The organism is Pseudomonas sp. XS1P51, assembly GCF_054897845.1.
Genome location: NZ_CM142707.1, coordinates 3,369,108 through 3,390,844 on the forward strand (window position 1 = coordinate 3,369,108; position 21,737 = coordinate 3,390,844).

Genomic DNA, 21,737 nt, shown 5'->3' on the forward strand with positions numbered 1-21,737 from the left:
ACTGCTCAACCGCAGCTGGGCAAATTCTTTTCCTGACGTTTGGCTTCGCCCCACAAGGCGTCCAACTCTTCGAGGGTGCAATCTTCCATGGGACGGTGGGTGTCGCGCAATGCCTGTTCGATAAAACGGAAGCGTCTTTCAAACTTGCTGTTAGCGCCACGCAGCGCGGTTTCCGGATCGACCTTGAGGTGCCGTGCCAGATTGACCACGGAAAACAGCAGGTCACCGACTTCATCGGCAATCGCTGCCGGGTCATTGTCGGCCATGGCTTCGAGCACTTCGTCGAGTTCTTCGCGGACCTTGTCCAGCACCGGCAAGGCGTCCGGCCAATCGAAGCCGACCTGCCCTGCACGCTTCTGCAACTTGGCCGAACGGGACAACGCAGGCAGCGCGGCGGGCACATCATCGAGCAAGGACAACTGCTCGGGTGCGGCAGATTTCTCGGCGCGCTCTTCAGCCTTGATCTCTTCCCATCGCTGCTTGACCTGCTCTTCACTCAGGCGCGGAACATCCAGCGGCGCGTACAGATCACCGGTGGGGAACACGTGAGGATGACGACGGATCAACTTGCGGGTAATGCTGTCGACCACGCCATCGAATTCGAAGCGCCCTTCTTCCCGGGCCAGCTGGCTGTAATAAACCACCTGGAACAGCAAATCCCCCAACTCACCCAGCAAGTGATCGAAGTCACCACGCTCAATGGCGTCGGCGACTTCGTAGGCTTCCTCGAGGGTATGCGGGACGATGGTGGCGTAAGTTTGCTTGATGTCCCACGGGCAACCGAACTGCGGGTCGCGCAGGCGGTTCATCAGGTGCAGCAAGTCTTCAAGTGAATACATCAATCTTCTCGGTTAGCGGTGCATCAGACAAATCACATCCCTGTAGGAGCTGCCGAAGGCTGCGATCTTTTGACTTTCAAGAGCAAGATCAAAAGATCGCAGCCTTCGGCAGCTCCTACAGGGGACCGATCACCGCTTACGGCGTCCGGTTACGCCGGGTTTCGATGATGTTCGGCAACTGGGAAATGCGCCCCAGCAACCGACCCAGTGCATCCAGCCCCGGAATCTCGATGGTCAGGGACATCAACGCGGTGTTGTCCTCTTTGTTCGAGCGGGTGTTGACCGCCAGCACGTTGATCCGCTCGTTGAGCAGCACTTGCGAAACGTCACGCAGCAAACCGGACCGGTCGTAGGCACGGATGATGATGTCCACCGGGTAGGTGAGCACCGGCACCGGGCCCCAGCTGACCTGGATGATCCGCTCCGGCTCGCGGCCGCCCAGTTGCAACACCGAAGCGCAGTCCTGACGGTGGATGCTCACGCCGCGGCCCTGGGTGATGTAACCGACGATCGCATCCCCCGGCAGCGGCTGGCAGCAGCCGGCCATCTGGGTCATCAGGTTGCCGACGCCCTGGATCTGAATGTCGCCACGCTTGCCCGGTTTGTAGCCGGTGGCTTTGCGCGGGATCAGTTCCAGCTGTTCGTTGCCACGTTCCGGCTCGACCAGTTGCTGCGCCAGGTTCACCAGTTGCGCCAGGCGCAAATCGCCGGCACCGAGTGCGGCGAACATGTCCTCGGCGGTCTTCATGTTGGCCTTTTCGGCCAGTTTGTCGAAATCGACCGCTGGCAGACCGAGGCGGTTGAGTTCGCGTTCGAGCAGGGTTTTACCGGCCGCGACGTTTTGATCGCGCGCCTGCAATTTGAACCAGTGAACGATCTTCGCCCGCGCACGCGAGGTGGTGACGTAACCCAGGTTCGAGTTCAGCCAGTCGCGGCTCGGGGTGCCGTGCTTGCTGGTGATGATCTCGACCTGCTCACCGGTTTGCAGGCTGTAGTTGAGCGGCACGATGCGCCCGTTGATCTTGGCGCCGCGGCAGTTGTGACCGATTTCGGTGTGCACGCGGTAGGCGAAGTCCAACGGCGTCGCGCCCTTCGGCAAGTCGATGGCGTGACCGTCCGGGGTGAAAATGTAGACCCGGTCCGGCTCGATATCGACCCGCAGCTGTTCCGCCAGGCCTCCGATGTCGCCCAGCTCTTCATGCCACTCGAGGACCTGACGCAGCCAGGAGATTTTCTCTTCGTAGTGGTTGGAGCCGGATTTGACGTCGGTGCCCTTGTAGCGCCAGTGCGCGCAAACGCCCAGCTCCGCTTCTTCGTGCATCGCGTGGGTGCGGATCTGTACTTCCAGCACCTTGCCCTCGGGGCCGATCACCGCGGTGTGCAGCGAGCGGTAGCCGTTCTCCTTGGGGTTGGCGATGTAGTCGTCGAACTCTTTCGGGATGTGCCGCCACAAGGTGTGGACGATGCCGAGCGCGGTGTAGCAATCGCGCATTTCCGGCACCAGCACACGAACGGCGCGCACGTCGTAGATCTGGCTGAACTCCAGACCCTTGCGCTGCATTTTGCGCCAGATCGAATAGATGTGTTTGGCCCGACCGCTGATGTCGGCATCGACACCCGTGGCCTGCAATTCGTTCTTGAGCTGGCTCATCACGTCGGCGATGAAGCGCTCGCGATCCAGACGCCGCTCGTGGAGCAACTTGGCGATCTGTTTGTACTGATCGGGCTCGAGGTAACGGAAGGACAAATCCTCCAGTTCCCACTTGATGTGCCCGATACCGAGACGGTGAGCCAGCGGTGCATAAATGTCGAAGACTTCACGGGCAACGCGGTTGCGCTTCTCGTCGTCGGCGGTTTTCACCGCACGGATCGCGCAGGTGCGCTCGGCCAGTTTGATCAGCGCGACGCGGACGTCGTCGACCATGGCCACGAGCATCTTGCGCAGGTTTTCAACCTGGCCCTGAGTGCCCAGCACCAGGGATTGACGGGGGCTCAGGCTGGCGCTGATCGCCGCCATGCGCAGTACGCCGTCGATGAGTTTGGCGACCACCGGACCGAAGCGCTGGCTGACCGTCGGCAGTTCGATCTGGCCTTCGCGCACGCCGCGGTACAGGACCGCTGCAACCAACGAATCCTGATCGAGTTTGAGGTCGGCGAGAATCTCGGCGATCTCAAGGCCCGTACGGAAACTCGAGGTCCCTTCGGACCATAGATTCTTCGCCGCATTGGCCTGTTGTTCAGACGTGCGAGCGAACTCGCACGCGTCCTTCAAGGCTTCGCGATCCAGTGCCAGATCGACACTGACCGCGTGATCGAGCCAAGCCTCGAGATTGATACTGCCGTCGGTGTTGATCGGCTGGTGTGCTCTCACCTGTACCATCTTGCTTACCTTCCCTACGACGCAGATTCAATGCGTCAAATCGCTGACCTTCGTTGCCCGTGCGCACACGTCAGGGCTGGTGCGCGGCTGCACGGGCGGGCCAGTCGGACCAGACGAGCCTTCCTAGCTCGCTTCAAATAACGCCATGGCCTCGACATGTGCCGTCTGAGGAAACATATCGAGAATCCCGGCACGTTTTAACCGGTAGCCCTGCTTGATCAATTCGACCGTGTCGCGCGCCAGAGTTGCAGGGTTGCACGACACATACACCAGCCGTTCGGCGCCCAGGGCCTTGAGCTTGCGCACGACCTCGTAAGCACCGTCACGCGGTGGGTCCAAGAGTACCGCACAAAAGCCTTCGCGCGCCCATTCGGCATCGGTCAAAGGCTGGGATAAATCGGCCTGAAAAAACTTCGCGTTATGCAGATTGTTGCTAGCGGCGTTCGCGGCTGCCCGCTCGACCATCGCCTGCACACCTTCGACCGCCACCACTTCGCGAACGGCTTTGGCCAGCGGCAACGCAAAGTTACCCAAACCACAGAATAGATCCAGAACCCGCTCATCCGCCGCCGGCTTCAACCAGTCCAGTGCCTGGGCGACCATCGCTTCGTTGACCCCGGCATTGACCTGAATGAAATCTCCGGGCCGGTATGCCAGATTCAAATCCCACTGTTCCAGGCGATAGCCCAAGGACTGATCGGCATCGACCGGATATGGCTCGCCGTCACCGTGCAGCCACAACTGGGCTTCATGGAACGCGCAGAAATCCTTGAGGATCGTCATGTCGGCATCGGACAACGGCGCCATGTGCCGCAGCAAAACGGCCAGTGACGTGCCGCTGAACAATTCCACATGCCCCAACGCCTGAGGCTTGCTCAAGCGTCGAAGCATTTCCGGCAAGCGAGTCATGATCGGCTGCAAGAGCTGTACCAGCACCGGGCATTCGTTGATCGCAACGATGTCCTGACTGCCCGCCGCGCGGAAACCGACTTCGAGTTTTTTCGCCTTCATGTCCCAGCGCACCGCCACCCGGGCGCGACGACGGTAACCGAATTCCGGACCACTCAACGGCGCGGCCCATTCTTCGGGTTCGACACCCGCGACCTTGAACAATTGCTCGGCGAGCATGCGCTGTTTCAGGGCGAGTTGTTCGTGGTGAGGCAGATGTTGCACGCTGCAACCGCCGCAGCGGCCAGCATGCGGGCACGGCGCAGGACGACGCAGCTCGCTGGCCTGGAACACCCGCTCGGTGCGCGCCTCGACCACTTTGCCGTGGGCGCCCAGCACGCGCGCCTCGATCTCCTCACCGGCCAATGCGCCGATGACGAACCAGGTACGACCTTCGAAAAACGCGATACCGCGACCGTCATTGGCCAGGCGCTCGATGCTCAAGCGTTGCTTTTTGCCGGTCGGAATTTGCGGGGCCTTGCTGCCGCCCGTGGGCTGGAAGCGCAGGCCTCTCTCTTGCTTGGCCATCAGTTGGGCGCGTCGAAAATGCCGGTCGACAGGTAACGGTCGCCACGGTCGCAAATGATCGCGACGATCACCGCGTTTTCAACTTCCTGGGACAGGCGCAGCATCGCCGCCACGGCACCGCCCGAGGACACGCCACAGAAGATGCCTTCTTCGCGGGCCAGACGACGGGTCACGTCTTCGGCTTCGCTTTGGGCCATGTCGACGATCCGGTCCACGCGATCGGCCTGGTAGATCTTCGGCAGGTATTCCTGCGGCCAGCGACGGATGCCCGGAATCGCCGAGCCTTCCATCGGTTGCAGACCGATGATCTGCACGTTGTCGTTCTGCTCTTTCAAGTAGCGCGAGACGCCCATGATGGTACCGGTGGTGCCCATGGAGCTGACGAAGTGGGTGATGGTGCCCTCGGTCTGGCGCCAGATTTCCGGGCCGGTGGTGGTGTAGTGCGCCTCGGGGTTGTCCCCGTTGGCGAACTGATCCAGCACCTTGCCACGGCCTTCGGCTTCCATTCGCTGGGCGAGGTCGCGAGCGCCTTCCATGCCTTCTTCCTGGGTGACCAGAATCAGCTCGGCGCCGTAAGCCGTCATGGCAGCTTTACGTTCGGCGCTGGAGTTGTCCGGCATGATCAGGATCATCTTGTAACCCTTGATCGCGGCGGCCATCGCCAGGGCGATCCCGGTGTTGCCCGAGGTCGCTTCGATCAGCGTATCGCCAACGTGGATCTGCCCGCGCAACTCGGCGCGGGTGATCATCGACAGCGCCGGCCGGTCCTTGACCGAACCCGCCGGGTTATTCCCTTCGAGCTTGAGCAGAAGGGTGTTGCTGGTGGCGCCAGGCAGGCGCTGCAAACGGACCAGCGGAGTGTTGCCGACGCAATCGGCGATGGTTGGGTACTGCAAGGTCATGGCGTATTCGCAATCCAGACTGCGGGGGCGCCTATCATACCGGCAAACGTTCGCAGGCCATATCACGCAAAGTGCGGTGCTTATGGCATATGGGAATAAGGGAGGTTTTGTGGTGACTGGGAGGGCCTCTTCGCGAGCAGGCTCGCGCCCACAGGGTCCGCGCTGCTCACACTTTTTTTGGTTGGAGCCGTTCCAATGTGGGAGCGAGCCTGCTCGCGATTGCGTCGGCACTGACGCCATCGACTTCAGCCAATAGCCGAATATTCAGTCGCAGCCCCTGCCCGGTGTTCTCAGCCCAAAGCCTCCCGCCCTGCCGCTGCACCGCATTCCTGGCAATGCTCAATCCCAACCCGAACCCGCCATTCCCCGGCCGCGAACCGTCGAGACGAATGAACGGCGAGAAGATCCGCTCAAGATCGACCTCAGCCACCCCGCCCCCCTGATCGTCTAGCCACAGGTGCCAGAAATCGCCATCGCGCCGTCCATCCAGACGCACCACGCCGCCCAGCGGTGAATGACGAATGGCATTGCGCAGAATGTTTTCCAGCGCCTGGGCCAGGGTATTGAGGTTGCCACGCACCCAGCAGGACGAATCCAGTGCACATTGCAACTGGCCAACCGGGCAGCCACTTTCATAGCAGGCATTTTCCGTGAGCATTTCCCACAGCGCCTGAATCTGGATCGCTTCATCGGGCAACGGCGAGCGCTCGGTGTCGAGCCAGGCCAGTTGCAACGTGTCCTCCACCAGACGCTGCATGCCATCGACCTCCCGGCCAATGCGCTCGCGCAATTGCGCCAGCCCCTCCTCGCTCTCACTGGCCACCCGCAGACGGCTCAACGGTGTGCGCAGTTCGTGGGACAAGTCGCGCAGCAATTGTTGTTGCAGGGCTACCGTGCTCTGCAGGCGTTCGGCCATGTGATCGAACGCTCGGCCCAGCTCACCCAATTCATCGGAACGGCTGGTCGTATGACTCGACAACCGCACGCCCAGTTGATCGGCGCGCCAGGCGTTGGCTTGTTCGCGCAGGCTGTTCAACGGCACCACCAGCATTCGATACAGGCCGACGCACAGCAACAAGGTGAACAGTCCGGGAATGACGCCGTTGGTGATCACGCGCCAGAACACCCGGTAGCGTCCCGGCAGGAGCCGCTGGGGCAATTCGATCACCAGGCTGCCGGCGGACGGGTCACCGGGAAACGGCACCCGCAGCCACGGCAGGCCTTTCTTGTGGATGGGCCAATCCAGGCCGCGCAGAAACGTCAGGCGCTGGATTTCCTTTTCCGTCAGCGATTGACTGCTCAACGACTGTAGGTCACCGCCAATGACACCCACCCAGCCCGCTTCGCGCTCGTGCATGCTCTGCAACCAGCTATCGACGCCAGCACGCTGGCGCTGATGCCAGGCCTGCTCGGCCTCGGCGGCGTAGCCCGTCAGGGTGCCTCGGGCCTCATCCGACAGGAACTGGTTCTGCTCTTCCATGTAGCGGCCCCAGGACCAGCTCAGCCAGATCATCAGCAGACAGAACGCCACCAACAGACAGGCCAGTTTCCAGAACAGTGAATGCCGGCCCGGCAGGTCAGACACTTTCATCGGCGCCACTCAATACGTAACCCTTGCCCCATACCGTGCGCACTTCCCGCTCGGTGTAGCCGATGGCCTTGAGTTTGCGGCGGATCTGGCTGATGTGCATGTCCAGGCTGCGGTCATGGAGCGCGTAACCCCGTTGCAGCACATGCTGATAAAGGAAGGCTTTGCTCAGCACTTCATCGCCGTTGCGGTTCAGCGTGTCCAGCAGCCGATACTCGCTGCGGGTCAGCCCGGCGGCGTGCTCACCATAAAAAACCTCACAGCGTTCATCGTCGAAACGCAGGCTGTCCGCCGAAGGGACAAGCGGCGCCGGTGCCGGCCGACGGTCGAGCGCCACCCGCCGCAGGATCGCTTCGATGCGCACCCGCAACTCGACCATGCTGAACGGTTTGGGCAAGTAATCATCGGCACCGAGGCGGAAGCCGCTGATGCGGTCCGCCTCGGCACCCAGCGCCGACATCAGCACCACCGGGGTGGAATGGCTCTGGCGCAATTGAGTCAGCACGTTCAGCCCGTTCAGACCCGGCAGCAGAATATCCATCAGCACCACATCGAAGGCTTGCTGGCGAGCAATGTCCAGGCCTTCCTGACCGTCCTGGCACCAGGTCACCTCAAAGCCACAGCGCCCCAAATGCTCGTGCACATAGGCACCGAGCACCAGGTCGTCTTCGATGGAGAGGATTCGGGGATGGCCAACAGGGATGGGAGTCATGAGTATCTGCAAATAATTCTCAGTTGGCGATTATTCAAGATTGCCTCGCCAGGGGCAACCCAAGGTTTGCCACGACGCAAAAGCGTTGAACCGACCGACGAATGACGACATCAATTTTAGAAAGATTGCCCGCCAGCAAATCGCTACACTGCGCAGGTGGCGCGTGCCGGATGTACGCGCGGGTTATTCAATGGCTGGATGCAGGAGAGATGCGTGCTCAAGAACCTGGGAATTAAAGGCCGCGTGCTGTTGCTGACCCTGTTGCCGACCAGCCTGATGGCCTTGGTTCTGGGCGGCTATTTTACCTGGACGCAGCAGTCCGACCTGCAAACCCAACTCATGCAGCGTGGCGAAATGATCGCCGAACAGCTGGCGCCCCTGGTGGCCCCGGCCATGGGCCACAAGAACAACGAGCTGCTGGAACGCATCGCCACCCAATCCCTGGAACAACCGGACGTGCGCGCGGTGACCTTCCTCGCCCCCGACCGCACGCTGCTGGCCCACGCCGGGCCGACCATGCTCAATCAGGCCCCGTCGGGCAACGGCTCGCAGATGCTGCACCGCAGCGGCAACGATGCGACTCGCTACCTGCTGCCGGTGTTTGGTAAACACCGCAACCTGGCCGGCGACGTGATTCCCGATGAAACCGACCGCCTGCTGGGTTGGGTCGAGCTCGAACTGTCCCACAACGGCATGCTGCTGCGCGGTTATCGCAGCCTGTTCGCCAGCCTGCTGTTGATCGGCGCCGGCCTCGCCGGTGCGGCGCTTTTGGCATTGCGCATGGGGCGGACCATCAATCGACCACTGAGCCAGATCAAGCAAGCGGTGGCGCAACTCAAGGACGGTCATCTGGAAACCCGCCTGCCGCCCCTCGGCAGTCAGGAACTGGACGAACTGGCGTCCGGCATCAACCGCATGGCCGGCACCCTGCAGAACGCGCAGGAAGAATTGCAGCACAGCATCGACCAGGCCACCGAAGACGTACGCCAGAACCTGGAAACCATCGAAATCCAGAACATCGAGCTGGACCTGGCACGCAAGGAAGCCCTGGAGGCGAGCCGGATCAAATCCGAATTCCTGGCCAACATGAGCCATGAGATCCGCACGCCGCTCAACGGCATTCTCGGTTTCACTCACCTGCTGCAAAAAAGCGAGCTGACCCCGCGCCAGCTCGACTACCTGGGCACCATCGAAAAATCCGCCGACAGCCTGCTGGGGATCATCAACGAGATCCTCGATTTCTCGAAAATCGAGGCCGGCAAACTGGTGCTCGACCATATTCCGTTCAACCTGCGGGACTTGCTCCAGGACACCCTGACCATCCTCGCCCCGGCCGCCCACGCCAAGCAGCTGGAACTGGTGAGCCTGGTTTATCGCGACACGCCGCTGTCACTGGTGAGCCTGGTTTATCGCGACACGCCGCTGTCACTGGTGGGCGATCCGCTGCGGCTCAAGCAGATTCTCACTAACCTGGTGAGCAACGCGATCAAGTTCACCCGCGAAGGCACCATCGTCGCCAGGGCCATGCTCGAAGAAGAACATGAAGACAGCGTGCAACTGCGCATCAGCATTCAGGACACGGGCATCGGCCTGTCGAACCAGGACGTGCGCGCGCTGTTCCAGGCGTTCAGCCAGGCCGACAACTCACTGTCCCGGCAACCCGGCGGCACCGGCCTGGGGCTGGTGATTTCCAAGCGCTTGATCGAACAGATGGGCGGCGAGATCGGCGTCGACAGTACGCCGGGCGAAGGCTCGGAATTCTGGATCAGCCTGAGCCTGCCCAAGACCCGCGACGACGCCGAGGACCTGCCCGGCCCGCCGCTGCTCGGGCGCCGCGTGGCGGTGCTGGAAAACCACGAACTGGCGCGCCAGGCCTTGCAGCATCAACTGGAAGACTGCGGCCTCGAAGTGACGCCGTTCAATACCCTGGAAAGCCTGGCCAATGGCGTGACCGGCGCCCATCAGACCGATAAGGCGATCGATCTGGCGGTGCTCGGCATCACCAGCAACGACATGCCGCCTGAGCGCCTCAATCAGCACATCTGGGACCTCGAACACCTGGGTTGCAAAGTTCTGGTGCTGTGCCCGACCACCGAACAGACGCTTTTCCACCTCTCGGTGCCCAACCCGCACAGCCAGCTCCAGGCCAAACCGGCCTGCACCCGCAAGCTGCGTCGGGCGTTGTCCGATCTGGTCAACCCGCGCCAGCAGCGCAGTGAGCCCGGCGAGCCGGTATCGAGCCGTGCGCCGAAAGTGCTGTGCGTCGACGACAACCCGGCCAACCTGCTGCTGGTGCAAACCCTGCTCGAAGACATGGGCGCCAAGGTGCTCGCCGTCGAAAGCGGTTACGCCGCGGTCAAAGCGGTGCAGACCGAAACCTTCGACCTGGTGCTGATGGACGTGCAAATGCCGGGCATGGACGGACGCCAAAGCACCGAAACGATTCGCCAGTGGGAAAGCGAACGGCATTGCACACCGCTGCCGATCGTGGCCCTTACCGCCCACGCCATGGCCAACGAAAAACGCGCGCTGCTGCAGAGCGGGATGGACGACTACCTGACCAAACCGATCAGCGAGCGGCAACTGGCGCAGGTGGTGTTGAAGTGGACTGGCCTGGCGCTGCGCAATCAGGGGCCGGAGCGTTCCAGCGAAAGCCACGGCGGCGGCCATGAATTGCAGGTGCTCGATCACGAAGAAGGCTTGCGCCTGGCCGCCGGCAAGGCGGATCTGGCGGCGGACATGCTGGCGATGCTCCTGGCGTCTCTTGAAGCCGACCGCGAAGCGATCCGCAGCGCCCGGGAAACCAATGACCAGAACGCCCTGATCGAACGCGTCCATCGCCTGCATGGGGCGACCCGTTATTGCGGCGTACCGCAACTGCGCGCCGCTTGCCAGCGCAGTGAAACCCTGCTCAAACAACTGGACCCGAAAGCCTACAGCGCCCTCGAAGAGCTCGACCGGGCCATCAATCGCCTGGCGGCCCATGCCCGTATAAACGCCTGATGCAGCGCAATGGCGCCGGACACCCATTCCGCTAAGCTCATCAGCCCCTGTCCGGTGCGGCGCCGTTCCACTGTGGGAGCGAGCCTGCTCGCGAAAGCGGCGTGTCAGGCACTAGTGATGGCGGCTGACACTCCCTCTTCGCGAGCAGGCTCGCTCCCACAGTGGAACGGCGTTGCACAGGACACGTGAAATATCCAGGAGGACGCCATGCGCACGATTCTTTTCAGCAGCCAGACCTACGACCGCGACAGTTTTCTGAGCGCCGACCTGCCCGCCGGTATCGAACTGCACTTTCAATCGGCGCGACTGAGCCTCGATACGGTGGCGCTGGCTGAACATCACGAGGTGGTCTGCGCCTTCATCAATGATGATCTCAGTGCCCCCGTGCTCGAACGCCTGGCCGCCGGCGGTACACGCCTGATCGCCCTGCGCTCGGCCGGTTACAACCATGTCGACCTGGCGGCGGCGAAGCTGCTGGGGTTGTCGATCGTGCGGGTTCCGGCCTACTCGCCGCACGCCGTGGCCGAACATGCGGTAGCGCTGATCCTGGCGCTCAATCGCCGTCTGCACCGCGCCTACAACCGCACCCGCGAAGGGGATTTCAGCCTGCACGGGCTGACCGGTTTTGACCTGGTGGGCAAGACCGTCGGCGTGGTGGGCACCGGGCAGATCGGCGCCACCTTCGCCAAAATCATGAACGGTTTTGGCTGCCGGTTGCTGGCCTACGACCCTTTTCCGAATCCTCAGGTCGAAGCCCTCGGCGCTCGTTATTTGAGCTTGCCGCAACTGTTGGCCGAGTCGCAGATCATCAGCCTGCACTGCCCGCTCAACGAGCAGAGCAAACACTTGATCAACAGAGAGTCACTGGCGCACATGCAACCCGGTGCGATGTTGATCAACACCGGACGCGGTGGTCTGGTGGACACGCCGGCGCTGATCGACGCATTGAAGGACGGCCAACTGGGTTACCTGGGACTGGATGTGTATGAGGAGGAGGCGCAGTTGTTCTTCGAGGACCGTTCCGACCTGCCGCTGCAGGACGATGTGCTGGCACGGCTGCTGACCTTTCCGAACGTGATCGTCACCGCGCACCAGGCCTTCCTGACCCGGGAAGCCCTGGGTGCGATTGCCGCGACGACGTTGCAGAACATTGCAGCCTGGGCGGCCGGGCAGTCACAGAATCTGGTTGAAGGTTGACGGGCTCAGGCCTTGGACAACGCGATCATCAGGGCCAGCCAGCCGAAGCCGATCAAGCGCTGCTGCAGGGAATGCCCGCGACGTAGCAGGAACCAGACAAAAAACGGTGGCAGCAAAAACACCATGATCTTCAGCCAGAGCTCGACCTGACGCGGTCCTGCCGCCGGCTCGACCTCAACCCCGGCCTTGGGCTTGCGCCCGAAAGCGGCGGGCGTAACCCGGGGGACGTTCTGATCCGTCGGTAAACGCCCGAAAGACACCGGCGCCTCCGTGGCCGCCTGCACCGCCATCGCAGGTGCACCGCAATGAATGCAAGCAGGCGCCGAAGAGCTGATGCGTTGCTTGCATTCATAACATTCGATCAACGCCATTTCCGTTCCTTAGAGATGCAAAGCGGCAGTTTGCCATGAGTCCGAGGGGCATTTGAACCAGATCGAAGGTCATCTGCCCGCGCCATGCTGCGTGCTGGCCCGTGATAGCATACCGCGCATATTTGGAGGACCCATGGTCGAACACGATTTCCGCTACAGCCTGATGAACCCGCAACACACCCTCACCGAATGCCGCGCCCTTGTGCCGGGGCGTTATCAAGTCACCGGCAACGGCGGCTCGATTCGTAATAACGACGTGCTGGTCGTGACCCTTAAAGGCAGCAAGGACTTGTCCATGCGCCTGACCGTCGAAACGGTTCGCCACCTGATCAACCCGCCTGGCCAATGGGTCGCGGTAGCCAGTGGCCCGGTATTCGGCGAACTGGCGATCCACACCTGGAAAGTGAACTGCGACAGCTGCGCCAAAGAGCTGAGCTTCGAGTTCGCGGTCGACGCAAAACTGGGCAACAAGGCCGAAAAACCTGCCGCCACTGCGCGGATCGCCGAGTTGGGCTGGACCACCGCTGGCGAGAAGCACCTGTGCCCGAAATGCCAGGAGCCTGCGTGATGAAACGCCTTGCCCTGACCGCAATGGTTGGCGCCGGCCTGTTGGGCTGCGCTGCCGAGCCGGTGCAACTGCAGCAGAACCGCAGCTACATTCTGGAGTGGATCGGCGAACGTCCGTTGATGGATTACAGCCACCTGACCGTCACCCTCGGTGAAGACGGTCGGGCCTACGGCAACGGCGGCTGCAACCACTGGTTCGCGCCGTACAGCCTGGAAGGCGACAAGTTGAGTTTCGGCAAGGTCGGCAGCACCCGCAAACTCTGCGCGCCGGCGTTGATGGAACAGGAAAAGCGTTTCCTGCAAGCCCTGGAAAACGTTCAGCGCTGGGACGTCTCCCCGATCGACCAGATGCGCTTCTGGCCGGCCGAAGGCAAGCCGCTGCGTTGGTGGCTTGAAGAGGGTTGATCATCGATCCCCGAAAAGATCGCAGCCTCGCCAAGGCTCGACAGCTCCTACAGGGTGTTCGGCAATCCATGTAGGCGCTGTCGAGCCTTGGCGAGGCTGCGATCTTTTGCTTTTAGTTCCTGGCCTGCAACGCCTCAAGCTTCGCCATCACTCCCGCCGCCGTCTGCTCGCCCATCAGCTGTTCCCGCACCTTACCCTTGTTATCGATGATGTAAGTCACCGGCAATGCCTCACTGCGCGGCAATTCGAAAAGATCCGCCGGATCCTGAGCCAGCACGGCGAACTTGATCCCCAGTTTCTCACTGGCGCTTTTCAGCTCTTCGCCCTGCACATTGTCGAAGTTGACCCCGAACACGCCAATCTTCTTGTCCTTGAGTTGATCGGCCAGGGCGTTCAATTCCGGGATCTCGGTACGGCACGGGCCGCACCATTCGGCCCAGTAGTTGAGCACCAGCCATTGTTTGTCCAGACGTTCGGCAGCGACTTTATGACCGTTCTGGTCGATGCCATAGTCGTTGCCGCAGCCCCCCAGCAGTAGCGTTCCGATGATCGCCAATGCCGCTGCCAATCGCCTTGTCATGTCGTGATCCTTGTCGAAAAAAGAATACTGCCGCGACCCATTGCCTCCCAAGGTTCTGGATTACGCGCTGCACAGTTAGAATAGCCGCCACCTTACGCAAGATGCGACCCGCACATGACCGATCTGACGCTTTATCACAACCCGCGCTGCTCGAAATCCCGCGGTGCGCTCGAACTGCTGGAAGCCCGTGGCCTGACCCCGACCGTGGTCCGCTACCTGGAGACCCCGCTGGACGCCGCACAAATCCAGAGCCTGCTGGGCAAACTCGGCATCAGCGCCCGGCAACTGCTGCGCACCGGTGAAGACGAGTACAAAACCCTCAACCTGGCCGACGCCAGCCTGAGCGAGGCGCAATTGATCGCCGCCATCGCCGCCCACCCGAAACTCATGGAACGACCGATTCTCGAAGTCGGCGACAAAGCCATCATCGGCCGTCCACCGGAGAATGTGCTGGAGTTGCTGCCGTGAGCGCACCGTACATTCTGGTTCTGTATTACAGCCGCAGCGGCTCGACCAATGAAATGGCCCGGCAGATTGCCCGGGGTGTCGAGCAGGCCGGCCTTGAAGCCCGGTTGCGCACGGTGCCGGCGATTTCCACCGAGTGTGAAGCCGTGTCGCCGGACATCCCCGACGAAGGCGCGCTGTACGCCAGCCTCGACGACCTGAAAAACTGCTCAGGCCTGGCCATGGGCAGCCCGACCCGGTTTGGCAACATGGCGGCGCCGCTCAAGTACTTCCTCGACGGCACCAGCAACCTGTGGCTGACCGGCGCGCTGGTGGGCAAACCGGCTGGCGTGTTCACCTCCACCGCGAGCCTGCACGGCGGTCAGGAAACCACGCTGCTGTCGATGATGTTGCCGCTGCTGCACCACGGCATGTTGATTACTGGCCTGCCTTACAGCGAATCGGCCTTGCTGGAAACCCGTGGCGGTGGCACGCCTTACGGCGCCAGCCACCACGCCGGTGCCGATGGCAAAAGCGGTTTGAATGAGCACGAAGTGGCGCTGTGCCGGGCCTTGGGCCTGCGCCTGGCCAAAACTGCTCAGAAGCTGGAGAGCTAACGTGGCCAAGAAGCCGAAAATCCTGCCCTCCATCGAGTGGCTCGAACCCCGGGTACGGGCGATGCGCGTCATCAGCCTGCTGTGTTTTTTCGGTTTGGTCGGGCTGCTTTGCGGCTACTACCTGATGGTCGCCGACCTGCACGGCGCGCGTCCGTGGGTGATTCTGCTGATCGAACTGGTGCCGCTGCTGTTGCTGGCACCGGGGATGATTGTCGGCAGTGCGCGCGGGCATTCGTGGATGTGCTTCGTGGTGAACCTGTATTTCATCAAGGGCGCACTGGCCGCGTATGACCCGAACCGGCAGTTGTTCGGTCTGCTGGAAATGGGCGCGAGCCTGGCGGTGTTCTGCTCGGCGCTGTTGTATGTGCGGTGGCGGTTTCAGTTGAATCGCAAGTTGGCGGGTGAAGGCGAGATTTCCGCCGCCTGACACACCGCTATCGCGAGCAGGCTCTCTCCCACAAGGACGGCGTGAACCCTGTGGGAGCGAGCCTGCTCGCGATGGGCGCGACTCGGTGTTAATGATTCACGGTGTAAGCCAGCATCATCGAAATCTGGCTCATCGGCCGCCCGCCACTCTCTTCATGCCATTGGTTGAACACGCCCTGCACAGTGGCCAGGTCCCGCAGACTGGTCGGCACCTTGTCGACGATCTTCTGCGCATTCAACGCCGCCACCACGTCATAGCTCGGCACGAAGGTGTCCTTGCCGACCATCCGCAAGAATCGCGGCGCCGACAACCCGCCCAATTGATGACCGCGTTTTTTCAGGCAGGTCCACAGCCCGACGATATCGGTCACCGGCCAATCGGCGATCAACGCACCAAAACTGCCCTTCTCATGGGCCACATCAAGCACGAACTGCGCATTGCGCGGCACGCTCTTGAGCTTGCCCAGATGGCGGATGATCCGGGCGTCCTGCATCAAGCGTTCAAGGTGTTCGGCGCTCATCAGCACAACTTTTTCCGGGTCGAACTTGAAGAACACTTCTTCGAACGCCGGCCATTTCGCGTCCACCAGACTGTGCTTGAGCCCGGCGCGAAATACCCGCAACGCCATGGTCGAGAGGTAGCGGTCGTCGCTGATCTTGCGCAATTGCGCGGGGGTCTTGGGAACGGGCAGATGGGCTTCCAGTTCAGCCGCCGAACCGAAGCGGTTCAGACAGTACTCGTGCAGCCACTTGTAATCGCGCATGCCCTCTCCTGAGGAATAAAACAAAAACCTGTGGGAGCGACCTGTGGCGAGGGGGCTTGCCCCTCGCCACAGGTCGCTCCCACAATGTTGATCAGAGGTTCACTACGTTGACGAACCGCGACATGGCGGTTTCATCGATACGCAAGTTGGTGAAATCGAACAGGTTGCGGTCCGCCAGTTGCGACGGGATCACGTTCTGCAAGCTGCGGAAAATGCTTTCGGTACGGCCCGGCGTCTTGCGTTCCCACTCCTGAAGCATGTCCTTGACCACCTGGCGTTGCAGGTTTTCCTGGGAGCCGCAGAGGTTGCACGGGATGATCGGAAATTGCTTGAGGTCCGAGTAGGCCTGGATGTCTTTTTCGTTGCAGTAGGCCAGCGGACGGATGACCACGTTGCGACCATCGTCGGCCCGCAGCTTCGGCGGCATGGCCTTGAGCGAACCGTTGAAGAACATGTTGAGGAAGAAGGTCTCGACGATGTCGTCACGGTGGTGACCGAGGGCCATTTTGGTCGCACCGATTTCGTCGGCAAAGGTGTAAAGCGTGCCGCGACGCAGGCGCGAGCATAGCGAGCAGGTGGTCTTGCCTTCCGGAATCAGCTCCTTGACCACCGAATAAGTGTCTTTCTCGACGATGTGGTACTCGATGCCCAGTGCCTTGAGGTAGGCCGGCAACACGTGCTCGGGGAAACCCGGCTGCTTCTGGTCCATGTTCACGGCCACGATCTCGAACTTGATCGGCGCAACCTTCTGCAAGTGCATCAGCACGTCGAGCATGGTGTAGCTGTCTTTACCACCGGACAGGCAGACCATGACCTTGTCGCCGTCTTCAATCATGTTGAAATCGGCAATAGCCTCACCGGCCTGGCGGCGAAGGCGCTTTTGCAGTTTGTTCTGGTTGACCGTAAGAGTGCCCATGACGCGAATCCGTGAGGTGTGACGAAAGGCCGGCATTTTACGCAAAAACCCATCAGGGGCGAAGTGCCCACCATCCCCTGTGGGAGCGAGCCTGCTCGCGATGGCGGTGTGACAGGTTGCATTGATGCTGACTGACACACCGCCATCGCGAGCAGGCTCGCTCCCACAGGGATTGTTGGTGACAGACCCTGCGGCGATTAACAGATGTGTTTACAGCGCGATTTGCTCTAAGCCCCTCGTACCGGCGCGGGTAAGACCTTTCTATACTGCGACATAAGGTCGCACACATATCCAGACCTTTCCTTACTCGGCCACTTTGGCCCGTAGGCGCTCCACTGGGGGGCGACGGTAAAAACAAGAGGAGTGACTGGCATGATCCATCACGTAGTGGGGCTCTTCACCCACCCTGACCAAGAATGGAAAGAGATTCGTGGCGATCAGGAGGAAAGCATCAGCCACATGTATCTCACCCACACCCTGATTCTGGCGGCGATCCCGGCGGTGTCGGCGTTTATCGGCACCACGCAGGTCGGCTGGGTCATCGGCAATCGAGCGCCGGTGATGCTGACGGTAGAGAGTGCGCTATGGATGACGATCATGTCGTACCTGGCGATGCTCGGCGGCGTTGCGGTCATGGGCGCGTTCATCCACTGGATGGCCCGTACCTATGACGCCAACCCGAGCCTGTCCCGTTGCGTTGCGTTTGCGACCTATACCGCGACCCCGCTGTTCATCGGCGGCCTGGCGGCGCTGTACCCGCACATGTGGCTGGGGATGATCGTCGGCACCGCGGCCATCTGCTACACGGTGTACCTGCTGTATGTGGGGCTACCAACGTTCATGAACATTCCATCAGACGAGGGATTCCTGTTTTCAAGTTCGGTGCTTGCCGTAGGCCTGGTGGTGCTGGTGGCCATCATGGCGTTCACGGTGATTGTCTGGGGACTCGGCGTGGGGCCGGTCTATACGAATTAGCAACACACCACCCAAAAACAAGATCTGCCAATACAGGCCGCCGCAAGGCGGCCTTCTAATGTTCAGGACAGAGAGCTCCAGGATAGAGCATCGCGATGACCATTCGGCGCCTCGGCGATTCGCAAGTCCCGAGGGTTGCGGCATACTCGACGTCTCTGGAGATCCATCAAGCATGCCCGAGCAACTCAATACCCGCGTCGAAGACTGTTACCAGCAAGCCGAATCCTTTTTCAAACGAACGTTCAAGCGCCCCGTGGTGAGCCTCAAGCTGCGCGGCCAAAAAGCCGGTGTCGCGCATCTGCACGAGAACCTGCTGCGCTTCAATCCGCAGCTGTACCGGGAAAACACCGAAGATTTCCTCAAGCAGACGGTGGCCCACGAAGTCGCCCACCTGATCGCCCATCAATTGTTCGGCGACCGCATTCAGCCCCATGGCGAAGAGTGGCAACTGATCATGCGCGGCGTGTACGAATTGCCGCCCAATCGCTGCCACACCTATGACGTCAAGCGCCGAAGCGTGACCCGCTACATCTACAAATGCCCGTGCGCCGAGAGCGATTTCCCGTTTTCGGCGCAACGTCATGGTCTGGTGCGGCAGGGACGGCGGTATGTGTGCCGGCGGTGTCGGAGTACGTTGGTGTTCAGTGGGGAGATGCGGGTCGAGTAATTGGATTTGTGGTGTTTGTTCTGGCCTCATCGCGAGCAGGCTCGCTCCCACAGGGGATCTTCGGTGTGGCATAGATCCAGTGTGGGAGCGGGCTTGCTCGCGAAGGCGGCCGAACAATCACTACATAACGATCTTGGCAGTGCGCAACGCTTCTATCCTCTCGGAGCTATACCCCAACTCCCCCAACACCTGATCGGTATGCTCACCCAGCGCCGCACCGATATGTCGCGGTTCAGGCAAGCCATCAGAGAATTTCAACGGGCACGCCATCTGCGCCTGGCTCGTTCCATCGCCACGTGGCACCTCAGTTACCAATTGCCGCGCCTTCAACTGCGGGTGTTGCACCGCTTCGCCCAAACTCAGCACCGGTTCCACGCACGCATCCAGTTCGGCAAACAGTGCACACAACTCGGCAAAGTCATGTTTCTCGAATTCGATTGTCAGCGCCTCCTTGAGCTTCTTTTGCTGCGCCGGTTTCGGTGACAAACCGAGGCTCGCCAGCTCCTCCAGCCCCAACGCCGTACACAACTGTTTCATGAACGCCGGTTCCAGACTGCCCACCGATAACCAGCGCCCATCGCGGGAACGGTAATAGTCGTAGAAGCTGCCGCCGTTGAGCATCTGCTGCTCCCTGCCCGGTTCCTCTCCACAGGCCAGATACCCTGCGCCAGCCATGGCGTTCAGGCTGAACACGCAATCGGTCATGCTCACATCAAGGTGTTGCCCCTGCCCCGTCTGCTGCCGGGCGATTACCGCCGCCAGCAGCCCGATCACCCCGTGCAACGAACCACCGGCGACATCCGCCACCTGCATGCCCAACGGCAACGGCCCGCTGGCGGCATGGCCGGTGTAGCTCGCCAACCCCGCCAGCGCCAGGTAATTGATGTCGTGGCCGGCGCGGTCCTTGTAGGGGCCGGTCTGGCCATAACCGGTGATCGACACATAAATCAGCTTCGGATTGATCGCTTTCAAGGCCTCGTACCCCAGGCCCAGCCGCTCCATGACGCCGGGGCGAAACTGCTCCAGGACGATGTCGTAGTCCTGCAGCAACTGCTTGATCACCTCCAGCGCCTCAGGTTGTTTGAGGTCCAGCGCCAGGCTGCGCTTGTTGCGATTGAGGTACGCGTGGCTGGCCGACACCCCCTGATCGTGAGGCGGCAGCACCCGCAGCAGGTCCATGCGGGTCGGCGATTCGATGCGCAACACTTCGGCCCCCATGTCCGCCAGCAACAACGAGGCGAACGGCCCCGGCAACAGTGTCGAAAAATCCAGAACCTTGAGTGATGCCAGTGGACCGAGCATGGGTGTTCTCCGTAAACGATGTCCCCAGACTAGGCAGCCATTGGCATTGCAGCAATCACCTTATGCGCCAGGTGCAGTGACCGTTGTGCTCAAATCGCAGGCATGAAAAAACCCGCCGAAGCGGGTTTTTTCATAACAGCGAGTCTTACTTGACGCTGTTCGGGGTTGGGCCTTCGGCCACGCCCAGGTCGTCTTCTTCACGCTCTTCGGCGATACCGCGACCGCCGGAAGCCAGCTCGGATTGCAGTACGTCGGTGTCCAGTTCCTTGACCCACTTGGCCACAACAATGGTGGCAACGGCGTTGCCTACCAGGTTGGTCAGGGCACGGGCTTCGGACATGAAGCGGTCGATACCGAGGATCAGCGCCAGACCGGCAACCGGCAGGTGGCCGACAGCGGACAGAGTGGCGGCCAGTACAATGAAGCCACTACCGGTCACGCCCGCAGCGCCTTTCGAGGACAGCAGCAGCACTACCAGCAGGGTGATCTGGTGAGTGATGTCCATGTGGGTGTCGGTCGCTTGAGCGATGAACACAGCCGCCATGGTCAGGTAGATCGCAGTACCGTCGAGGTTGAACGAGTAACCGGTCGGGATCACCAGACCTACGACGGATTTCTTCGCGCCCAGACGCTCCATTTTGATCAGCATGCGTGGCAGTACCGATTCCGAAGAAGAAGTACCCAACACGATCAGCAGCTCTTCACGGATGTAGCGAATCATTTTCAGGACGCTGAAACCGTGAGCGCGAGCGATACCGCCCAGCACCAGCAGCACGAACAACAGGCAAGTGATGTAGAAGCAGGCCATCAACTGACCCAGTTGCACCAGCGAGCCGACACCGTAGGCACCGATGGTGAACGCCATGGCACCGAAGGCACCGATTGGCGCGAGCTTCATGATCATGTTGATGATGTTGAACATCACGTGGGCGAAGCGATCGATGAAGTCCAGGATCGGCTTGCCGTAGGCACCCAGGCGATGCAGGGCGAAACCGAAGATCACCGAGAACATCAGCACTTGCAGGATATCGCCCGTGGCGAACGCGCCGACGATGGTGGACGGGATCACGTTCAGCAGGAAGCCAACCACGCTTTGATCGGCACCGGCCGCGACATACTGAGCGACTTTGGAGGCATCCAGCGTGGCCACGTCGATGTGCATGCCGTTACCCGGCTGGATGATGTTGACCACCACCAGACCGACCAGCAAGGCGATGGTCGAAACGATTTCGAAGTACAGGAGCGCGTAACCGCCGGTCTTGCCGACCGACTTCATGTTCTGCATGCCCGCGATACCGCTGACAACGGTGCAGAAGATGATAGGAGCGATGATCATTTTGATCAGTTTGATGAACCCGTCACCCAGTGGCTTGAGGGCCACACCGGTCTGCGGGTAGAAGTGACCGAGCAAGATGCCGATGGCGATAGCAACGATCACCTGGAAATACAGGGATTTGTACAGTGGCTGACGAGTCGTCATTGCAAAGTTCCTCAAGAGCGTCCCGCGACAACATCCATCTGTTGTCAACGACACCTCATTTGCGAACCCTCCTGCACTGGAGGGATTTGTTTTGTCGAGCTGCTCAACGGCAGGCATCTGCTCGTT

21 protein-coding genes are annotated in these 21,737 nt (G+C 61.1%); 9 read left to right on the plus strand and 12 right to left on the minus strand.

Annotation, left to right across the window (positions count from 1 at the left end; translation table 11 throughout):
- Positions 1 to 5 precede the first annotated feature (5 nt).
- From mazG to ACYZUD_RS15615, 6 genes are all read right to left on the minus strand, one after another.
- Positions 6 to 839, minus strand: a complete 834-nt coding sequence (mazG, locus tag ACYZUD_RS15590; protein WP_462024790.1) for a nucleoside triphosphate pyrophosphohydrolase — start codon at positions 837 to 839, stop codon at positions 6 to 8.
- Positions 840 to 975: 136 nt separating this feature from the next.
- Positions 976 to 3,219: a GTP diphosphokinase gene (gene relA / locus ACYZUD_RS15595; RefSeq protein ID WP_462024791.1), complete on the minus strand. Its 2,244-nt coding sequence runs from the start codon at positions 3,217 to 3,219 to the stop codon at positions 976 to 978.
- Positions 3,220 to 3,342: 123 nt separating this feature from the next.
- Entirely contained in the window at positions 3,343 to 4,695 is a 1,353-nt protein-coding gene (gene rlmD / locus ACYZUD_RS15600; protein WP_462024792.1) for a 23S rRNA (uracil(1939)-C(5))-methyltransferase RlmD, read from the minus strand.
- Positions 4,695 to 5,597 carry a cysteine synthase CysM gene (gene cysM, locus ACYZUD_RS15605; RefSeq protein ID WP_462024793.1) on the minus strand — a complete coding sequence of 301 codons (903 nt, stop codon included), beginning with the start codon at positions 5,595 to 5,597 and terminating at the stop codon, positions 4,695 to 4,697. The genes rlmD and cysM overlap by 1 nt, the downstream gene beginning before the upstream one ends.
- A gap of 166 nt (positions 5,598 to 5,763) precedes the next feature.
- A complete protein-coding gene (locus tag ACYZUD_RS15610; RefSeq protein WP_462024794.1) occupies positions 5,764 to 7,188 on the minus strand; it encodes a histidine kinase sensor domain-containing protein in 1,425 nt (474 codons plus the stop codon).
- Positions 7,175 to 7,897, minus strand: coding sequence for a response regulator transcription factor (locus ACYZUD_RS15615; RefSeq protein ID WP_462024795.1), 723 nt, complete (start codon positions 7,895 to 7,897; stop codon positions 7,175 to 7,177). The genes ACYZUD_RS15610 and ACYZUD_RS15615 overlap by 14 nt, the downstream gene beginning before the upstream one ends.
- Positions 7,898 to 8,110: 213 nt before the next feature.
- Between ACYZUD_RS15615 and ACYZUD_RS15620 the strand changes: the two genes are divergently transcribed.
- Both ACYZUD_RS15620 and ACYZUD_RS15625 read left to right on the plus strand, forming a co-directional pair.
- Positions 8,111 to 10,900 (plus strand): response regulator, encoded by a 2,790-nt coding sequence (locus tag ACYZUD_RS15620; RefSeq protein WP_462024796.1) that lies wholly within the window; start codon positions 8,111 to 8,113, stop codon positions 10,898 to 10,900.
- A 207-nt stretch (positions 10,901 to 11,107) separates the two neighbouring features.
- A complete protein-coding gene (locus ACYZUD_RS15625) occupies positions 11,108 to 12,097 on the plus strand; it encodes a 2-hydroxyacid dehydrogenase (RefSeq protein WP_462024797.1) in 990 nt (329 codons plus the stop codon).
- Positions 12,098 to 12,102: 5 nt separating this feature from the next.
- On the opposite strand, the gene ACYZUD_RS15630 is transcribed toward ACYZUD_RS15625, so the two are convergent.
- Complete coding sequence (locus tag ACYZUD_RS15630) at positions 12,103 to 12,468, minus strand: hypothetical protein (protein ID WP_462024798.1); 366 nt, start codon at positions 12,466 to 12,468, stop codon at positions 12,103 to 12,105.
- Positions 12,469 to 12,601: 133 nt separating this feature from the next.
- On the opposite strand from ACYZUD_RS15630, the gene ACYZUD_RS15635 reads away from it, so the two are divergent.
- Both ACYZUD_RS15635 and ACYZUD_RS15640 read left to right on the plus strand, forming a co-directional pair.
- On the plus strand, positions 12,602 to 13,036 hold the full coding sequence (locus tag ACYZUD_RS15635) for a hypothetical protein (protein ID WP_054054862.1): 435 nt from the start codon (positions 12,602 to 12,604) through the stop codon (positions 13,034 to 13,036).
- Entirely contained in the window at positions 13,036 to 13,440 is a 405-nt protein-coding gene (locus ACYZUD_RS15640) for an META domain-containing protein (RefSeq protein ID WP_462024799.1), read from the plus strand. The genes ACYZUD_RS15635 and ACYZUD_RS15640 overlap by 1 nt, the downstream gene beginning before the upstream one ends.
- A gap of 112 nt (positions 13,441 to 13,552) precedes the next feature.
- On the opposite strand, the gene ACYZUD_RS15645 is transcribed toward ACYZUD_RS15640, so the two are convergent.
- Positions 13,553 to 14,020 carry a TlpA disulfide reductase family protein gene (locus tag ACYZUD_RS15645; protein ID WP_462024800.1) on the minus strand — a complete coding sequence of 156 codons (468 nt, stop codon included), beginning with the start codon at positions 14,018 to 14,020 and terminating at the stop codon, positions 13,553 to 13,555.
- A 114-nt stretch (positions 14,021 to 14,134) separates the two neighbouring features.
- Between ACYZUD_RS15645 and arsC the strand changes: the two genes are divergently transcribed.
- From arsC to ACYZUD_RS15660, 3 genes are read left to right on the plus strand one after another with little or no spacing between them, the layout of a single operon-like run.
- The gene (gene arsC / locus ACYZUD_RS15650) at positions 14,135 to 14,488 is read left to right on the plus strand and encodes an arsenate reductase (glutaredoxin) (protein WP_462024801.1); all 354 of its coding nucleotides are present in this window, start codon (positions 14,135 to 14,137) and stop codon (positions 14,486 to 14,488) included.
- Positions 14,485 to 15,081 (plus strand): NAD(P)H:quinone oxidoreductase, encoded by a 597-nt coding sequence (gene wrbA, locus ACYZUD_RS15655; protein ID WP_462024802.1) that lies wholly within the window; start codon positions 14,485 to 14,487, stop codon positions 15,079 to 15,081. Before arsC ends, wrbA begins: the two co-directional genes overlap by 4 nt.
- Before the next feature lies 1 nt (position 15,082).
- Positions 15,083 to 15,508, plus strand: coding sequence for a DUF2069 domain-containing protein (locus ACYZUD_RS15660; protein WP_462024803.1), 426 nt, complete (start codon positions 15,083 to 15,085; stop codon positions 15,506 to 15,508).
- An 88-nt stretch (positions 15,509 to 15,596) separates the two neighbouring features.
- Here the strand turns inward: ACYZUD_RS15660 and ACYZUD_RS15665 are convergent, their stop codons facing one another.
- Positions 15,597 to 16,271, minus strand: a complete 675-nt coding sequence (locus ACYZUD_RS15665; protein WP_462024804.1) for a DNA-3-methyladenine glycosylase I — start codon at positions 16,269 to 16,271, stop codon at positions 15,597 to 15,599.
- A gap of 91 nt (positions 16,272 to 16,362) precedes the next feature.
- Entirely contained in the window at positions 16,363 to 17,187 is an 825-nt protein-coding gene (gene ttcA, locus ACYZUD_RS15670; protein ID WP_462024805.1) for a tRNA 2-thiocytidine(32) synthetase TtcA, read from the minus strand.
- Positions 17,188 to 17,559: 372 nt separating this feature from the next.
- Here ttcA and ACYZUD_RS15675 point away from each other — a divergent pair, with 372 nt between their 5' ends.
- Together ACYZUD_RS15675 and ACYZUD_RS15680 are read left to right on the plus strand one after the other, a co-directional pair.
- Positions 17,560 to 18,162 (plus strand): Yip1 family protein, encoded by a 603-nt coding sequence (locus ACYZUD_RS15675; RefSeq protein ID WP_462024806.1) that lies wholly within the window; start codon positions 17,560 to 17,562, stop codon positions 18,160 to 18,162.
- A gap of 172 nt (positions 18,163 to 18,334) precedes the next feature.
- The gene (locus tag ACYZUD_RS15680) at positions 18,335 to 18,829 is read left to right on the plus strand and encodes a SprT family zinc-dependent metalloprotease (protein ID WP_462024807.1); all 495 of its coding nucleotides are present in this window, start codon (positions 18,335 to 18,337) and stop codon (positions 18,827 to 18,829) included.
- A gap of 120 nt (positions 18,830 to 18,949) precedes the next feature.
- On the opposite strand, the gene ACYZUD_RS15685 is transcribed toward ACYZUD_RS15680, so the two are convergent.
- Together ACYZUD_RS15685 and ACYZUD_RS15690 are read right to left on the minus strand one after the other, a co-directional pair.
- The gene (locus tag ACYZUD_RS15685; protein WP_462024808.1) at positions 18,950 to 20,131 is read right to left on the minus strand and encodes a CaiB/BaiF CoA transferase family protein; all 1,182 of its coding nucleotides are present in this window, start codon (positions 20,129 to 20,131) and stop codon (positions 18,950 to 18,952) included.
- 145 nt (positions 20,132 to 20,276) lie between these two features.
- The gene (locus ACYZUD_RS15690; RefSeq protein ID WP_462024809.1) at positions 20,277 to 21,611 is read right to left on the minus strand and encodes a dicarboxylate/amino acid:cation symporter; all 1,335 of its coding nucleotides are present in this window, start codon (positions 21,609 to 21,611) and stop codon (positions 20,277 to 20,279) included.
- Positions 21,612 to 21,737 lie beyond the last annotated feature (126 nt).

Bases quoted from the DNA above. Each gene is read 5' to 3' on its own strand.
- ACYZUD_RS15635 (WP_054054862.1), top strand. From the start codon at position 12,602: ATGGTCGAACACGATTTCCGCTACAGCCTGATGAACCCGCAACACACC.
- ACYZUD_RS15645 (WP_462024800.1), bottom strand. From the start codon at position 14,020: ATGACAAGGCGATTGGCAGCGGCATTGGCGATCATCGGAACGCTACTG.
- ttcA (WP_462024805.1), bottom strand. From the start codon at position 17,187: ATGGGCACTCTTACGGTCAACCAGAACAAACTGCAAAAGCGCCTTCGC.
- cysM (WP_462024793.1), bottom strand. From the start codon at position 5,597: ATGACCTTGCAGTACCCAACCATCGCCGATTGCGTCGGCAACACTCCG.
- rlmD (WP_462024792.1), bottom strand. From the start codon at position 4,695: ATGGCCAAGCAAGAGAGAGGCCTGCGCTTCCAGCCCACGGGCGGCAGC.
- ACYZUD_RS15625 (WP_462024797.1), top strand. From the start codon at position 11,108: ATGCGCACGATTCTTTTCAGCAGCCAGACCTACGACCGCGACAGTTTT.
- ACYZUD_RS15615 (WP_462024795.1), bottom strand. From the start codon at position 7,897: ATGACTCCCATCCCTGTTGGCCATCCCCGAATCCTCTCCATCGAAGAC.
- relA (WP_462024791.1), bottom strand. From the start codon at position 3,219: ATGGTACAGGTGAGAGCACACCAGCCGATCAACACCGACGGCAGTATC.
- ACYZUD_RS15685 (WP_462024808.1), bottom strand. From the start codon at position 20,131: ATGCTCGGTCCACTGGCATCACTCAAGGTTCTGGATTTTTCGACACTG.
- ACYZUD_RS15640 (WP_462024799.1), top strand. From the start codon at position 13,036: ATGAAACGCCTTGCCCTGACCGCAATGGTTGGCGCCGGCCTGTTGGGC.
- arsC (WP_462024801.1), top strand. From the start codon at position 14,135: ATGACCGATCTGACGCTTTATCACAACCCGCGCTGCTCGAAATCCCGC.
- mazG (WP_462024790.1), bottom strand. From the start codon at position 839: ATGTATTCACTTGAAGACTTGCTGCACCTGATGAACCGCCTGCGCGAC.
- ACYZUD_RS15665 (WP_462024804.1), bottom strand. From the start codon at position 16,271: ATGCGCGATTACAAGTGGCTGCACGAGTACTGTCTGAACCGCTTCGGT.
- ACYZUD_RS15675 (WP_462024806.1), top strand. From the start codon at position 17,560: ATGATCCATCACGTAGTGGGGCTCTTCACCCACCCTGACCAAGAATGG.
- ACYZUD_RS15680 (WP_462024807.1), top strand. From the start codon at position 18,335: ATGCCCGAGCAACTCAATACCCGCGTCGAAGACTGTTACCAGCAAGCC.
- ACYZUD_RS15610 (WP_462024794.1), bottom strand. From the start codon at position 7,188: ATGAAAGTGTCTGACCTGCCGGGCCGGCATTCACTGTTCTGGAAACTG.
- ACYZUD_RS15630 (WP_462024798.1), bottom strand. From the start codon at position 12,468: ATGGCGTTGATCGAATGTTATGAATGCAAGCAACGCATCAGCTCTTCG.
- ACYZUD_RS15690 (WP_462024809.1), bottom strand. From the start codon at position 21,611: ATGACGACTCGTCAGCCACTGTACAAATCCCTGTATTTCCAGGTGATC.